Below are 14,480 nucleotides of genomic sequence, written 5' to 3' on the forward strand. Positions count from 1 at the left end.
CCCAAGCGTGCCGCAAGCAAGTAGGGTGGTTTTACTACCGGCACTTGAGGCACTGGAGGCGTTCAATGAAGAATTTTCCTGTTAACGGCGGGGCCCTTGGCCCGGAAGCCAGGGAAGCATCCATCCAACGGCTGCGCGCCACGGCGGACCCCGGCCAGGAACTGGACATCCTCATCGTCGGCGGCGGCATCGTTGGCACCGGGGCAGCATTGGACGCCGTCACCCGCGGCCTCAGCGTCGGCATCGTTGAAGCCAACGACTGGGCTGCCGGTACGTCCTCCCGGTCCTCGAAGCTCATCCACGGCGGCCTCCGGTACCTGGAGATGCTCGATTTCGGCCTCGTGAAGGAGGCGCTGCAGGAGCGGGGGCTGCTGCTCTCGGAACTGGCGCCGCACCTGGCCCGGCCCGTGCCCTTCCTGTACCCGCTGACCAAGCCCTTCATCGAGCGGCCCTACGTGGGTGCCGGCATCGCGCTGTATGACGCCATGTCCGTCTCCAGCGGGCACAGCAGGGGAGTCCCGTTCCACAAGCACCTCAGCCGCCGGGGCACCCTGCGCGCTGCCCCCAGCCTCAAGAATGACGCGTTCGTGGGCTCCATCCGGTACTACGACGGCCAGGTGGATGACGCCAAGTACTGCGCCAACCTGGTGCGGACCGCCGCGTACTACGGGGCCCACGCCGTCAACCAGATGAAGGTGGTGGACTTCCTCCGCGAAGGTGAGCGGGTGGTGGGGGCCAAGGTGGTGAACCACGAGGACGGGACGCAGTTCAACATCCGCGCCAAGCAGGTCATCAACGCCACCGGGGTGTGGACGGACGAAACCCAGGCCATGGTGACCGACCGCGGCCAGTTGAAGGTCCGTGCCTCCAAGGGCATCCACCTGGTGGTACCGCGCGACCGGTTCCAGTCCACCGTCGGCCTGATCCTGCGCACCGAAAAGTCCGTGCTGTTCGTGATTCCGTGGGGCCGGCACTGGATCATCGGCACCACGGACACCGACTGGAATCTGGACAAGGCCCACCCGGCCGCCTCCAGCAAGGACATCGACTACATCCTGGAACACGTCAACAAGGTCCTCAAGCGTCCGCTGACCCGCGAGGACGTCGAGGGCGTCTACGCGGGCCTCCGCCCGTTGCTCGCCGGGGAGAACGACTCCACCGCCAAGCTGTCCCGTGAACACGTGGTGGCCCATCCCGTTCCCGGCCTGGTGGTGGTGGCCGGCGGGAAGTGGACCACCTACCGGGTCATGGCCAAGGACGCCGTGGACGAGGCCACCCGCACCATGGATGAGCGCGTGCCGCCCAGCTGCACGGAGACGATCCCCCTGCTTGGCGCGCAGGGTTACAGGGCGGCCTGGAACCGCCGCAACCGTACCGCCGAGGAGTCCGGCGTGCATGTTGCCCGGATTGAGCACCTGCTGAACCGCTACGGATCCATGACCTCCGAGGTCCTGTCCATCATCGGGGAGAATCCGGCCCTGGCGGAGCCCCTTCCGGGCGCCGACGACTACCTTCAGGCCGAGGCCGTCTACGCCGCCACCCACGAAGGTGCCCGCCACGTCCATGATGTGCTGACCCGACGGACACGGATTTCCATCGAGGCCTGGGACCGCGGAGTGTCCGCCGTGCCTGTTGTCGCTAAACTAATGGGTGACGTCCTTGGCTGGAGTGACGCCCAGCGTGAAAACGAAGTGCGGCACTACATCGCACGGGTGGAGGCCGAACGCCTCAGCCAGCAACAGCCGGACGACGAATCCGCAGACGCCGCCCGCCTGGGCGTGGAAGACATCGTGCCCCTGCGCTGAGGGATTCACGGCACCAGCAACGCTGACTGAAGGGATACGCCTTGGCCGAACCACTTGACCGGTACGATGCCGAGCTCACCACGCCCGATATGGTGATTTTGGAGTTGGAGGCTAAGGACAAGGTCGACGCCGCCACCCAGCTCGCCAAGCGGCTGCACGCCGCCGGGCGGATCTCGGACCTGGACGGCTTCCTCAAGCATGTGAACGCCAGGGAACACCAGCTGGCTACGGGACTGCCGGGCGGCATCGGCCTGCCGCACGCCCGCAGCGAGTTCGTCTCCCGCACCTCGATCGCGGTCGGAATCACCAAATACGGGCACGCCCTCGATTTCGGTGCCGCGGACGGTCCGGCCACGGTGATCCTGCTGATTGCCACCCCGGCGAGTTCGTTCTCCGACCACCTCGAGGTCCTGGCCACGCTGGCCCGGTCCCTCTCCAAGGAATCGTTCCGGGAGTCGCTGCGCCGGGCCTACGATCCCGACATGATCGCCGAACTCATCAACTCCAGCCTGGTGTTCTTCGATCACTGACCGGACCGCGCCACTGGTCCGGCGAGGAGGCAGGACCCCGCCCCTGGCCTCGCGTTTAGTTGTTCTACAGCGCTACGAAGTACGGTTAAGACGTGTGGAAAACAGCCCTTAAGCCCCGATGGATCGCCGGTTTTGTCTTCGCGATCGCTGTGTCCGGGGTCTTCGTGCTGCTGAGCCAGTGGCAGTTCGGGCGCTCCACCCAGCCTGAAGTGCCCACCAACCCGGCCACCGAGCAGGTCCAGCCGCTGACGGACACCCTCCAGCCGGGCGAGTTCTTCCACGGAACCGATGCGGACCAGATGGTCTCGGCGCAGGGATCCTACGACCCCGCAAAACAGCTCCTGGTGCCGGGGCGGCTGCATGACGGCAAGACAGGCTACTGGGTGGTGTCCGCGTTCGCCGTCGACGGGGCACCCGCCCTGACCGGCGCCGCAGCCTCACCGCAGACCTGGATCCCGGTGGCCCGCGGCTGGGTGGCGGAACCCGGCGACGCCCCCGCACCGCCGTCGGGCACCCTTGAACTGACCGGGCGGCTTCTGCCGTCCGAGGCGCCCGTCCCGGGGACGGCACCAAAACCAGGTGAGGCGACGGCGGTGTCCGTGGCAGAGCTGATCAACTACTGGGAGGTCAGCAGCTACCCCGGGTTCGTGGCCGCCACCGCCGAAGTAGCCGACGGCGTGGACCTCAGCGCCGCCGCGGTGCCGGGTGAGATTCTTCCCCTGGACATCGGCCCGCAGCCGCCCGCGCAGCAGATCAACTGGCTCAACCTCTTCTACTCGCTCGAGTGGGTGGTCTTCGCCGGCTTTGCCCTCTTCATCTGGTGGCGGCTCGTGAAGGACGACTACCACCGCGACCTTGAAGAAAGCCTCGAGGACAGCGATGAAGACAACCAGCACCCAGACCACAACCAGCAAAAGGTACAACCATGATTGACCCTAAACCGGCAAACCCAGCGTCTGCCTCAGGCACTGACACAGGCATAAATGCAGGCCCTAAAGCAGGCGGCAAGAAGCGCCGTTTTGGCGGAACCGAAGCCCAGATCCGCTCGGCCCTGAAGTTCTACAAGGTGCTCGCCTATCTCACCGGTGGCATGCTGCTGCTGCTGTGCGCCGAACTGGTTGCCCGTTACGGCTTCGGGCAGTCCCTCTTCGCCGGGGGAACCAATGCCGTCACGGGCGAGCCCTTTGGGTTCGGCTTCGCTGATGCCGAGCCAAAGGGGGTTGAGGGCGGGGTCAACCTGTCTGTCACAGTCCTGATTGTCCATGGCTGGATGTACGTGGTGTACCTGATGTCCAACTTCCGGCTCTGGGCGCTGATGCGCTGGCCGTTCCTCAAGCTGATCCTGCTGGCCCTCGGCGGCGTGGTCCCGTTCCTCTCCTTCATCGTCGAAAAGAAGTTCCACGCCGAGGTGGAAGCCGAGCTCGCGGCGAACCCCCGGGCGCCCCAGCGCTACTGACCGGCTGCCGGGCGGCAATGCGGGCGCTGACAGTTCGCTCCGTCACAGCCCGGCTTCTCAAGATGCGCCGGTGCAACGGCGCCCAGTAGGCTAGTACGGTGACTACTCCCACTGCATCCCAGACTTCCCAGAAGCCGGTGCTGGTTGTTGACTACGGTGCCCAGTACGCGCAGCTTATTGCCCGCCGCGTCCGGGAAGCGAATGTGTATTCGGAAGTGGTTCCGCATACCTACACAACCGAGCAGCTCCTGGCCAAAAATCCCGCCGCCATCATCCTTTCGGGCGGCCCCTCGAGTGTCTACGCCGACGGCGCCCCCCGCGTCGGTGCCGACCTCTTCGAAGCCGGCGTCCCCGTCTTCGGCATCTGCTACGGCTTCCAGGCAATGGCCAACGCCCTCGGCGGCAAGGTGGACAAGACCGGGCTGCGGGAGTACGGCTCCACTGAAACCACCATCCTCGGCGAGGGCCGTTCCGTGCTGGAGGGCATGCCCCAGCACCAGAACACGTGGATGAGCCACGGCGACTCCGTGCACGAGGCGCCGGAGGGCTTCGAGGTCCTTGCGACGACGGCGGGCGCCGAAGTGGCTGCCTTCGCCAACGAGGACAAAGGCCTGTTCGGAGTGCAGTGGCACCCCGAAGTGAAGCACTCCGCCTACGGCCAGCAGGTCCTGGAGAACTTCCTCTTCAAGGGCGCCAAGCTGGAACCCAACTGGACCACGGGCAACATCCTCGACGAGCAGGTGGAGCGGATCCGGAAGCAGGTCGGCGACGCCCGGGTCATCTGTGGCCTCTCCGGGGGCGTGGACTCCGCCGTCGCCGCCGCGCTTGTCCAGCGCGCCGTCGGGGACCAGCTCACCTGTGTGTTCGTGGACCACGGCCTGCTGCGCGAGGGCGAAGCCGAACAGGTGGAGCGCGACTTCGTGGCGGCCACCGGCGTGAAGCTGTATGTCGCCAACGAACAGGAACGCTTCCTGTCCGCCCTGGCCGGGGTGAGCGATCCCGAAACCAAGCGCAAGATCATCGGCCGCGAATTCATCCGCGCCTTCGAAGAAGCTGAACTTGCCATCATCGCCGAGGCTGCAGCCCACGGCGAGAAGATCAAGTTCCTGGTCCAGGGCACCCTCTACCCGGACGTCGTCGAATCCGGCGGCGGCGAAGGTGCGGCGAACATCAAGAGCCACCACAACGTGGGCGGCCTTCCCGAGGACCTGCAGTTCGAACTCGTCGAACCCCTGCGTGCACTCTTCAAGGACGAGGTCCGCGCCGTCGGAGCCCAGCTTGGCCTGCCGCAGGAGATCGTTGGCCGCCAGCCCTTCCCCGGCCCCGGCCTCGGTATCCGCATCGTCGGCGAGGTCACCAAGGAACGGCTCGACCTGCTGCGCAAGGCCGATGCAATCGCCCGCGCCGAGCTCACCGCAGCCGGCCTGGACAGCGAAGTCTGGCAGATGCCGGTCGTCCTGCTGGCGGATGTCCGCAGCGTGGGCGTCATGGGTGACGGCCGCACCTACGGACACCCGATCGTGCTCCGTCCGGTCTCCTCCGAGGACGCCATGACGGCGGACTGGTCACGGCTCCCGTACGAACTGCTGGCCCGGATCTCCAACCGGATCACCAACGAGGTGGAGGGCGTGAACCGTGTGGTGCTGGACGTCACCAGCAAGCCGCCGGGAACCATCGAGTGGGAATAGCATCCTGAGTGGCCGGCTTCCGCCAAGGGAGCCGGCCACTGGTGTTCCCGGGGCAAAAACCTCCGCAAATTAGGCCCATCACGTGTTGCGGTCTCTCAGTCCCGCCGTCTTAGCGGCTACGCTCGAACCTATGCCGGTATGGTCCAGGACGTCACGTGTAAACGCAGAAAAGAAGGCAGAAGTGTCAGTTGGTCAAGGCCACCCGGAGGGCTCCGAGGAGCTCCGCAAATGGCTGTCCGGGCTCAAACCCGTTACCGGGGCAGACACGATGCTGCGCTTCACCAAAACGCCTGAAGGCTCCATCGACCTGACGCACGCGCACCCCTCCGGCCTGGCCCAGCTGATGGCCGGGCGCAAGACGCGCCTCTCCACCCTGATCCGGGACCGGCAGCAGTACGTGGTGGCAGCCCGGGCCTCCCGGAACATCCGCTCGAAGATCTTCGAGCTGGCCAACGACCGCGGCATCGACGCCGGCTACCTCTCTGCCGGCACCGTTGTGTGGACGTCCGCCGTGGGCGGCAAACCGCAGCGCATCTCGGCGCCGGTCATGCTCACCGCCATCTCGCTGACGGTCCGGCCCGGGGAGGATGACTACGAACTCCAGCTGACGGAGCAGGCGCATATCAACCCCGCGCTGGTACGGCACCTGAAGAACATCCACGGCATCGTCTTCGACGTCAATGCCGTCACCCGGCTGGCCTACAGCACCGCCCGTTTCGATCCGCAGCCCGTCCTGGACCGGCTCGGCACCCTGATCAGGCCCATCCATGGCGCCGAGGCGCAGCACAACCTGCTGGTCTCCACCTTCGCCGACCTCTCCGGCAACCTGGACGACCCCTGGATCAACGACTCCAACCCGCTTATTTCCGCCCTGGCCACTGCGGGCGGCGGCGAAATTGTGGACGTGGAGCAGCCGGACCCCTCCCGCTTCCCTTCCCTGGACAGCAGGCACCCCAAGGACGAGCTGCTCCTGCTGGACGCGGACACCGACCAGCAGTACGTCATTGACGCTGCCCGTGCCGGCGACTCCCTGGTTGTCAGCAGCCCGCCGGGTACCGGACAAACGCAGACAGCCATCAACACCATCGGTGCGCTGGTGGATGCCGGAAAGACTGTGCTGGTGGTCGGGGACCGCCGCGCCAGCCTCAATGAAGTGTCCGGCCAGCTGGAAGGCCTGGGCCTGGAGTCCATCCTGTTCCAGCTGTCGGGGAACGTCACCGCCCAGCAGCTCAAGGCCCAGCTGGTCCGTGCGATTGTCCGCAACGAAAAGTCGCTGGAACCACAGCTTGGAAACCTCCACAGCACGTTGACCGAGCACCGCCACGCCCTGATGGACCATGTGGCCTCGCTCCACAACGTCCGCCAGCGGTGGGGATGCTCGCCGTACCAGGCCATGCAGTCGCTGGCGGAGCTGACGTCAATCCACCCTGCGCCGGCCACCACGGTGCGGCTGAAGCGGAGCGTCCTGGACAACATCCGGGACCGCGAGGAGCTCGCAGGCAGGCTCAAGCGTGCGGCGGAGCTGGGCAGCTTCAGCAAGGCCTCCACCACCAGCCCCTGGCATGGCGCCCGGCTGCTGACGCGGAAGGAGACCGAGGAAGCCCAGGATCTGGTCCGCTCCGTGGAGAAGAGCCTGCCCGCCCTCCGCGACCGCATGAAGGCAGTTGCCGAACACGCCGAAATCCGGCTCGGTGCCTCCTTCGCCGAGTGGGGCGAGCAGCTTGAGCTCCTGGTGGCGGTACGCGGAAGCCTGGACAAGTTCACACCGGACATCTTCGACCGTCCGGTCACCGACCTTATTTCCGCCACCGCGCCCTCATCCTGGCGCAAGGAACGCGGCATCGACATGACGTCCATGCAGCGCTCAAGGCTGCGCAGGGTGGCGAAGGAGTACGTCAGGCCCGGAGTCCACATCGCCGACCTTCACACCTCGCTGCTCCTGGTCCAGGAGCAGCGGGCACTGTGGGCAGGCTATGCCACCACCCAGCGGCATCCCGCCGTTCCGTCGGGGCTCGCCGAAATGAACGCCATGTACAGGTCCCTGGACAGCGACCTTGCCCGTCTGGGGGAGGCCCTCCGGCACACGGCGGCCGGCGGCTCGCTCGCCACGGTCCGGTACGAAGAGCTGATGGAGCGCCTCGAACGGCTGGTGGCGGACACGGACACACTGAAGACACTTCCGGAGCGCACGCTGCTGGTGGAGAACATGCGTGAGCACGGCCTGGGCGAGCTCCTGGCCGACCTCGCGGAGCGGGAAGTTCCGGCCGGCTCGGTTGCCGCCGAGCTTGAACTCGCGTGGTGGCAGTCGGCGCTCGAGGCAATGATCAGCGGCGACGACTACCTGGCAATGTCCGACGGCGACGCCCTCCGCAGGCTGGAGGCCGAGTACCGCCTGGCTGACAACGCCCACATCGCCAGCGGTGCCGCGCGCCTTCGCTGGGACCTCGCAGAGCGCTGGCGCAGCGCCCTCGCCACCCATCCCCGCCAGGCGGATCTCCTCCGGAGCCTGCTCAAGGACGGACGGGTATCCCTGCCGTCGCTGACGGCCCAGGCGCCGGAACTGATCGGCACGCTGGTCCCGGTCTGGTCCGTCAGCCCCTACCTGATGACCGGCCTGCTGCCGGCGGAACAGCACTTCGACGCGGTGGTCATCCTGGACGCGGAAGCGACGTCCCTCCAGGCTGTGCTGCCGTCCGTTGCCCGGGCCAAACAGGTCATCGCGTTCGGTGACGCGCGGATCGCCAGCCCCCGGACTTTCACGGTGGGAGTGGAAAGGCTCGCACCCGGAGAGTCAGCGCACCACCGCGTGGACAGTGCTTTTAGCGCACTGTCGCAGGTGCTTCCCGTGTGGCGGCTCAACTTTGTCTACCGTGCGGTGGACGAGGACCTTGTGCTGCAGCTCAGCAAGAATTTTTACGACGGCGGCCTGCGGCGGCTGCCGGAAGGCCAGTCCGCCACCGGGCTTGACCGTTCCCTCCTGGTTGAATACCTCCCGGACGGCACCGGGTTGCCGAGCGCCGACCACGAAGGCGTCGAGTCCGTGGTGGCGGAAGTCAACCGCGTTGTCCAGCTGGTCTTCGAGCACGCACGGCTCCGCCCGCGTACGTCCCTGGCCGTGGTCACGGCCAGCCTCCGCCATGCGGCCCGGATCGGGGAGTCCATCCGGCTGCAGTTGCCCAACTACCCCGGCCTGGCCGGGTTCTTCGGCGCCGGCCCCGAGTCCTTCCGGGTGGTTGACCTGGAACGGGCGCAGGGACTGGTGCGCGATCACGTCATCTTCTCGCCCGGTTTTGGCCGCACCCCGCACGGCCGCGCCCTGCACAACTTCGGGCCGCTTTCCGCCGAGGGCGGCCGGGAGAAGTTTGCCCTGGCCATGACGCGGGCACGCCGGTCCTTGCACGTCCTTACCTGTTTCCGGCCCGAGGACCTGGACCACACCAGGCTGAGCCACGGCGCCGTGGACTTGTACTCCCTGCTGGACCGTGAAATTGCGGGGAATACTGATCTCGGAACTCCTGCATCACGGGCTGCGGCCAGCGAGCAGGCGCTGGGGGCAGATCCCCTGGTTGCCGACCTCGGGGACCGCCTGCGGGCCCGCGGCGCACGGGTGTGGCATCAGTATGACGGCGCCATCGACGTGGTTGCCGCCGCTGATCCCCTCAGCACCATGGGGCAGGAGCACGCGGACCTGCCGTGGCCGGTTGCGATTGAATCGGACGGCACGGAGCAGTACCGGACCATGAGTGTGCGGGAGCGGAGCCGGCTGCGCCCGCAGCTGCTGGAGCGCCTGGGATGGCGCTACATGCCGCTGTGGACCATCGAGGTGTTCACCGATCCCTCCGCCTGCGCCGACAGGATTGCCGGGTACCTGGGACTCGAGAAGATGGCCCTTTCCGGGCGTGCCGCCGCGTCCGTCGCCTTCCTGGACGACGATGTGGACCAGGCGCTCAACGGGATCGACGCCGAAAGCCAGGGCGAGCGGGAACGGGCGGCTATGGCTGATGCTGGCCAGGGCGACTCCGGGCCAGCCCCTGAAAGCCGGCCCGCTGCGCAGAGCGATGATCCCACTAAGGCCGAAGACCAGGACAGCAAGGAGGCGGGCACCATGCCCCAGGACCGCGAAGAAGACAACGCTCCAGACGCCGGGCAGCCCGCCGAAACTGATGCCGGACAGGACCTGGACGGAACACCCGGCACGGGGCCCAACAGTTCTGCGCTGCCCGCGGGGCCGGCCGTGCCCAACAAGGCCTCCGAGGACGACCCCCGCGCCTGGGGCGACCGGGAAGACGACGACCACGACGCCTGGCTGAAGGAGCAGAAACCGCCGCACTGGGGCTGAGGTCTTCACGGCGCCACCAGCACGAAGAACAGCTTGCCCTGGGTGGAGGCGCCTGCGAGCCGGGCTGCCTGTTCCGCGGTGGCGGCCACGACTATCAGGCCGTCTGTCTCGGCGGTACCCAGCCACTGTCCAGTCTGGCCGCCTTGGCCGGAGGTCCACAGCACGGGCACGCCGGAGGCCAGGATCTGGGGCGGGTCCTGCTGGTCGAAGCCGTTGGCCGAGGTGAGGACCACGTTCACCAGCTGCCCCGGGGAGACCAGCTGGATGGATGACGGATCGGCCATGCGTAGGGGTACGGCAGCGGATCCCGGGGGAGTGCCGGCCAGGAGGCCTGGACCGACAAGCTGGGCATCCGTGAGCAGCTGACCCTTGCGCAGGGGCGCCGCGAGCTGCTTGCCTGCCGCCTCACCCGGTTCCTTGAGGAATCCGCTGGCGATCATGCCGGGCGGAACCTGTGCAGCGGCGAGGTCTGCCTCCGATAGTGCGGCGCCGGCGGGGAGATCCCTCGCGGCGGTCAGCGCCGTCACCGTGTAGACCGGGGCGGGGGTGAGCTGGTGCACTGTGATGGCGGCCGCGGCGCAGAGCAGCAACGCGACAGCGAGGCGCCTGTTGCGGCTCAGCCAGCCCGCGAAGCGCGCGGGAGGACGCCTGCCTGTAACGCGGCCGGAGCCGCGGACCCTGCCAGGGCGGCGCCGCAGCCGCGGTTTCCGGAAGAGTCCGGGATGTGGCGCGCTTGAGGTGTTCCGGCTGGACTGGCGGTATGAAGGCATGTGCCTACGCTAGGGGCGGCGCAAAGAGATACGGCAGTGCCCTGAGCGGGTATGTGGACAACCTTGCCCAACCGCCAGGCGGGCTTTGAGTCGAGGACCGTGCGTCAGCTGGCAGCGGCGGGGGCCGAAGCGGCCGGCGCGGGTGCCGGTGCCGCGGCAGGAGCAGCGGGAGTAGCCGAAACCGTGCTGCCCTTGGCGTCCCGGGAGTCCGTGCGGTAGAAGCCGGAACCCTTGAAGACGACGCCCACGCTGTTGAACTTCTTGCGCAGGGCACCCTGGCACTCGGGGCAGGACGTCAGAGAGCTGTCCGAGAACGACTGGACGATGTCAAAGGCATGACCGCAATCCTTGCAGGCGTAGGCATACGTTGGCACTGGTGCTCCTCCTCTTGGGCAAACGAGAGGTCCCGGACTGTCGCTTGGTGATCCAACTGGATGTCCCATTAGCAGTCACAGGGCCTGAGTGCCAATTCTAGCATTCCCCTGCGCCCGGATTTTGCGGTCAGGCGGCGTTCACCAGGTCCCTGAATCCGGAAGGAAGCACGACGCCAGGCACGGGACGGTCGAATTCCTCCACCGGAATCGCGCCGGCGGGCAGTAATTCCCCGTCATAAAGAACTGCGGCAAGGGGAATATGCTTCCCGGCGGACGCGAGGTGGCCCAGGAACTTGTCATAGTAGCCGCCGCCCTGGCCGATCCTGCTGCCTGCGAGATCGACGGCCGTGGCAGGGATAAACAGCGCAGCGGCTTGGCCGGCAACCTCAATCTCGTGCCGGGTCCCGACCGGTTCCAGGATCGGGGCGAACCTGCTGCGTGCCAGCTCAATGCCCGGCGCCCAGAAGACCCATCCCAGTTCACGCCCTGGTTCGCAGACGGGAAGCAGAACCCTGTGGCCGTCGTGGTGCAGTGTTGCAATCAGCGGCAGCGTGGGCGGTTCCGCGCCGACGCCCAGGTAGACGCACACCGTGGCCTCCTCTGCCGGCATCACCGAAGCCGCCCACGCCGCGCCATGCTTGGCCAGGGCGGTTCCGGCCTCCTCGCGTTCCAGCAATGTCATCGCAGCCCTTCGGCGGCGGTGGGCAGCACGGATCAGGTCCTTGGCTGCTTTCGTTTCCTCAAGCGTCATGTGTTTCCTCCATACTGCCGCGCGCCGGCGGCCGGTTATCCGTGTGGTTCATCCGTCGGGTGCCCGCAGGGGCCGCTGGCTCCGTTGTTTACTGAATGCTTGACGCTGACGTTAGATTAGTCCGGTGACTACCAGTAACCCGAGAGTTCGCAAAGCCGTCATTCCTGCCGCCGGACTCGGTACCAGGTTCCTGCCGGCAACCAAGGCGATGCCCAAGGAAATGCTCCCCGTCGTGGACAAGCCTGCCATCCAGTACGTGGTTGAGGAAGCCGTGAACGTCGGCCTCCACGACCTCCTCATGATCACCGGGCGCAACAAACGGGCACTGGAAGACCACTTCGACCGCGTGCCGTCCCTCGAATCCACCCTTGAGGGCAAGGGGGACACCGAGAAACTCGCATCCGTCCAGGCCGCCAGCAAGCTGGGCGATATCCACTACGTCCGGCAGGGAGACCCGCACGGACTGGGCCACGCCGTGCTGCGCGCGAAGCAGCACGTTGGTAATGAAGCCTTTGCCGTGCTGCTGGGCGATGACCTCATCGATGCCCGGGACGAACTGCTGGGCACCATGATCGACGTGCAGGCGGAAACGGGAGGGTCCGTCATCGCGCTCATCGAAGTGGAACCGTCCGAGATCAGCGCCTACGGCTGCGCTGACGTCCAGCCGATCGACGGCGAATCCTACGTTCGCGTCAACCGCCTGGTGGAGAAGCCAAGCACCGAAGAGGCGCCGTCCAACCTTGCGCTGATCGGCCGCTACGTCCTCCACCCTGCCGTCTTTGAGGTCTTGGAACGCACCGCCCCCGGGCGCGGAGACGAAATCCAGCTGACGGACGCCCTCCAGGAACTGGCGACCGGCGAAGGCGAGGGATACGGAGTGTACGGCGTTGTGTTCCGTGGGCGCCGCTACGACACCGGGGACAAGCTCAGCTATCTCAAGGCCTGCGTTCAGCTCGCCATTGACAGCGAGGACCTGGGGCCGGGCTTGCGGGAGTGGCTGCCGGGGTTCACCGCCGGCCTGTCCAAGTAGCGCCGTGCGCGCTGGTCCCATTTGGCCCGTAACCCTGGAGTGCGGGGATCTGGTCCTGCGGCCCATCCGGTACCGGGACAAGAAGGAGTGGACTGAGGTCAGGTCCCGCAACAGTGAGTGGCTTGCTCCGTGGGAAGCTTCCAACCCGGATCCTGCCGGAGGCCTCCCGGTCTACCGGCAAATGGTCCGGTCATTGAAGACGCAGGCAGCGCAGGCTACTGCATTGCCTTTCGTTATCACCGAGCGGATTCCCACCGCCGGGAGCCCCGCCATTATTGGCCAGTTGACCGTTTCATCGATCGTGTGGGGATCAGCGATGATGGCGACCCTTGGCTACTGGGTGGACCGGGGCCGGGCAGGCCATGGCATTGCACCAACTGCCGTGGCCATGGTTACGGACCACTGCTTCCGGACACTTGGCCTGCACCGGATGGAAATCAACATCAGGCCGGAGAACGGACCAAGCCTCCGCGTGGTGGAAAAGCTGGGCTTCCGGGACGAGGGATACCGGCCCCGCTACCTGCACATCAACGGGGAGTGGGCTGACCACCGGTCGTTCGCGTTGACCGCGGAAGAGGTCCCGGACGGGCTGCTCCGGCCCTGGCTCGCCTCACGGCCGTCATAAATCCATTGATTTGCCGGCTGCGCCACGACACACCGCAGCTAATGCTGCCGCAGCGGACAGGATGCTCATACGGTTTTGAGTGTGGACTTCCCCCTTAGCAGCTCAGTGATCCTTGTGGTTGCCGTCGTGCTCTGGATTGTGTGGGTTGCGCCCTACGTCCTCCGGAACCGCAGGCACCAGTTCCAGCCCGCCGGCGATTTCGCGGCGGAGCCCGCAGCAGATGAAACACCGGAACCGCCAGCCGCTTTGGTATTGAACGTCGCCGCCCAGCAGGAGAAAGCCATGGACACCAGGAAGAGTGCCGGACCCGCGACCGCCACTGCCGGCTCCCCAACCGGGGGTACGTTCCGGATTCGCTACGGCCGCACCGGCATTGCCCTGGTTGGGCTGCTGTCGCTGGTCACCGCGTTCGTTTCCGGTGTGCTTTTGCTCTTCGGGCTGGGCGCTCCTGTCCTTCCCCTGACGTGCCTGGCGCTCACCGCCGGGTCCGTTGTCCTCCTGCGCTGGCTGGCCGTTCGGGACAGGAGGGCAAAGGTCAACGCAGCCTTCCGGGCCGCCATGACCGCACCGGCCCGGCAGCCCAAACCCGCTGCCAGCCTCCCGCCACGGCCGGAAGCGGCTCCGGCGAAGCAGGACAACCCCCTTTTCGACGCCGAGGCGCACGAGCCCAGGATCAGGCCGCTGACTGCCATGGAACTGCGTGAGGCCGCCCTTGCTGTGGCGGTTGCCGCGGGCGATTCAAGCGCGGCATCTGCCGGCTCCGCGGCCAGTGCAGCTGCTCCGTCCACGTGGGAACCGGTGGAGGTTCCCAAACCCGTCTATGTTGAGGCAGCCAAGGCCGAGCGCCCGGCGCCTGAGCCGCTGGAGCTCCCGGAGGCACCGAAAGCCACGGGCAAGCCGTCCCTCAAGCAGGGCGTTGCCGCCGCGCCGCCGGCGCCGCCGGCAGCCGCCGAGGGCCAGGAACTGTCCAAGGCGCAGAGTGCCCTCAGCAACCTCGACGACGTCCTGCAGCGCCGCCGCGCCTGACTGGTGGGCGCCGTCAGGCGAAGCCCTACGTATCCCACCGGCACGCTGGTGCGGGGTTGGAGGCTGCAGTTTGGCATTAAGCCGGG

General features: G+C 66.9%; 12 protein-coding genes. 9 read left to right on the forward strand and 3 right to left on the reverse strand.

Annotated elements, in window-relative coordinates; translation table 11 throughout:
• Nucleotides 1-65 precede the first annotated feature (65 nt).
• The 6 genes from AC6CHP_RS02100 (at nt 66) to AC6CHP_RS02125 (ending at nt 9,818) form a co-directional block, all read left to right on the forward strand.
• A complete protein-coding gene (locus tag AC6CHP_RS02100; protein ID WP_498228049.1) occupies nt 66-1,805 on the forward strand; it encodes a glycerol-3-phosphate dehydrogenase/oxidase in 1,740 nt (579 codons plus the stop codon).
• A gap of 41 nt (nt 1,806-1,846) precedes the next feature.
• Nucleotides 1,847-2,335 carry a PTS sugar transporter subunit IIA gene (locus AC6CHP_RS02105; protein ID WP_188727548.1) on the forward strand — a complete coding sequence of 163 codons (489 nt, stop codon included), beginning with the start codon at nt 1,847-1,849 and terminating at the stop codon, nt 2,333-2,335.
• A 92-nt stretch (nt 2,336-2,427) separates the two neighbouring features.
• On the forward strand, nt 2,428-3,264 hold the full coding sequence (locus tag AC6CHP_RS02110; protein WP_498228051.1) for an SURF1 family protein: 837 nt from the start codon (nt 2,428-2,430) through the stop codon (nt 3,262-3,264).
• Nucleotides 3,261-3,791 carry a DUF3817 domain-containing protein gene (locus tag AC6CHP_RS02115; protein ID WP_498228052.1) on the forward strand — a complete coding sequence of 177 codons (531 nt, stop codon included), beginning with the start codon at nt 3,261-3,263 and terminating at the stop codon, nt 3,789-3,791. Before AC6CHP_RS02110 ends, AC6CHP_RS02115 begins: the two co-directional genes overlap by 4 nt.
• 98 nt (nt 3,792-3,889) lie before the next feature.
• A complete protein-coding gene (guaA, locus tag AC6CHP_RS02120; protein WP_188727554.1) occupies nt 3,890-5,479 on the forward strand; it encodes a glutamine-hydrolyzing GMP synthase in 1,590 nt (529 codons plus the stop codon).
• A gap of 130 nt (nt 5,480-5,609) precedes the next feature.
• The gene (locus AC6CHP_RS02125) at nt 5,610-9,818 is read left to right on the forward strand and encodes an AAA family ATPase (protein ID WP_498228054.1); all 4,209 of its coding nucleotides are present in this window, start codon (nt 5,610-5,612) and stop codon (nt 9,816-9,818) included.
• Between the two features lie 5 nt (nt 9,819-9,823).
• Here the strand turns inward: AC6CHP_RS02125 and cpaB are convergent, their stop codons facing one another.
• The 3 genes from cpaB to AC6CHP_RS02140 all read right to left on the reverse strand — a co-directional run bounded on the left by cpaB (nt 9,824) and on the right by AC6CHP_RS02140 (nt 11,713).
• Nucleotides 9,824-10,588, reverse strand: a complete 765-nt coding sequence (gene cpaB / locus AC6CHP_RS02130) for a Flp pilus assembly protein CpaB (protein WP_498228056.1) — start codon at nt 10,586-10,588, stop codon at nt 9,824-9,826.
• A 104-nt stretch (nt 10,589-10,692) separates the two neighbouring features.
• Entirely contained in the window at nt 10,693-10,962 is a 270-nt protein-coding gene (locus AC6CHP_RS02135) for an FmdB family zinc ribbon protein (RefSeq protein WP_377194666.1), read from the reverse strand.
• A gap of 127 nt (nt 10,963-11,089) precedes the next feature.
• Nucleotides 11,090-11,713: a 5-formyltetrahydrofolate cyclo-ligase gene (locus AC6CHP_RS02140; protein WP_498228058.1), complete on the reverse strand. Its 624-nt coding sequence runs from the start codon at nt 11,711-11,713 to the stop codon at nt 11,090-11,092.
• A gap of 124 nt (nt 11,714-11,837) precedes the next feature.
• Here AC6CHP_RS02140 and galU point away from each other — a divergent pair, with 124 nt between their 5' ends.
• The 3 genes from galU (at nt 11,838) to AC6CHP_RS02155 (ending at nt 14,394) form a co-directional block, all read left to right on the forward strand.
• On the forward strand, nt 11,838-12,743 hold the full coding sequence (galU, locus tag AC6CHP_RS02145) for a UTP--glucose-1-phosphate uridylyltransferase GalU (protein ID WP_104185105.1): 906 nt from the start codon (nt 11,838-11,840) through the stop codon (nt 12,741-12,743).
• A 4-nt stretch (nt 12,744-12,747) separates the two neighbouring features.
• On the forward strand, nt 12,748-13,368 hold the full coding sequence (locus tag AC6CHP_RS02150; protein ID WP_377194662.1) for a GNAT family N-acetyltransferase: 621 nt from the start codon (nt 12,748-12,750) through the stop codon (nt 13,366-13,368).
• 81 nt (nt 13,369-13,449) lie between these two features.
• On the forward strand, nt 13,450-14,394 hold the full coding sequence (locus tag AC6CHP_RS02155) for a hypothetical protein (RefSeq protein ID WP_377194660.1): 945 nt from the start codon (nt 13,450-13,452) through the stop codon (nt 14,392-14,394).
• The last annotated feature ends 86 nt before the right edge of the window (nt 14,395-14,480 follow it).

It is taken from the genome of Pseudarthrobacter sp. GQ63 (assembly GCF_059758765.1).

What these genes read in the sequence shown, in the direction of transcription:
- AC6CHP_RS02100 (WP_498228049.1), top strand. Translation starts at nt 66, where the DNA reads ATGAAGAATTTTCCTGTTAACGGCGGGGCCCTTGGCCCGGAAGCCAGG.
- AC6CHP_RS02115 (WP_498228052.1), top strand. Translation starts at nt 3,261, where the DNA reads ATGATTGACCCTAAACCGGCAAACCCAGCGTCTGCCTCAGGCACTGAC.
- AC6CHP_RS02125 (WP_498228054.1), top strand. Translation starts at nt 5,610, where the DNA reads ATGCCGGTATGGTCCAGGACGTCACGTGTAAACGCAGAAAAGAAGGCA.
- cpaB (WP_498228056.1), bottom strand. Translation starts at nt 10,588, where the DNA reads ATGCCTTCATACCGCCAGTCCAGCCGGAACACCTCAAGCGCGCCACAT.
- AC6CHP_RS02140 (WP_498228058.1), bottom strand. Translation starts at nt 11,713, where the DNA reads ATGACGCTTGAGGAAACGAAAGCAGCCAAGGACCTGATCCGTGCTGCC.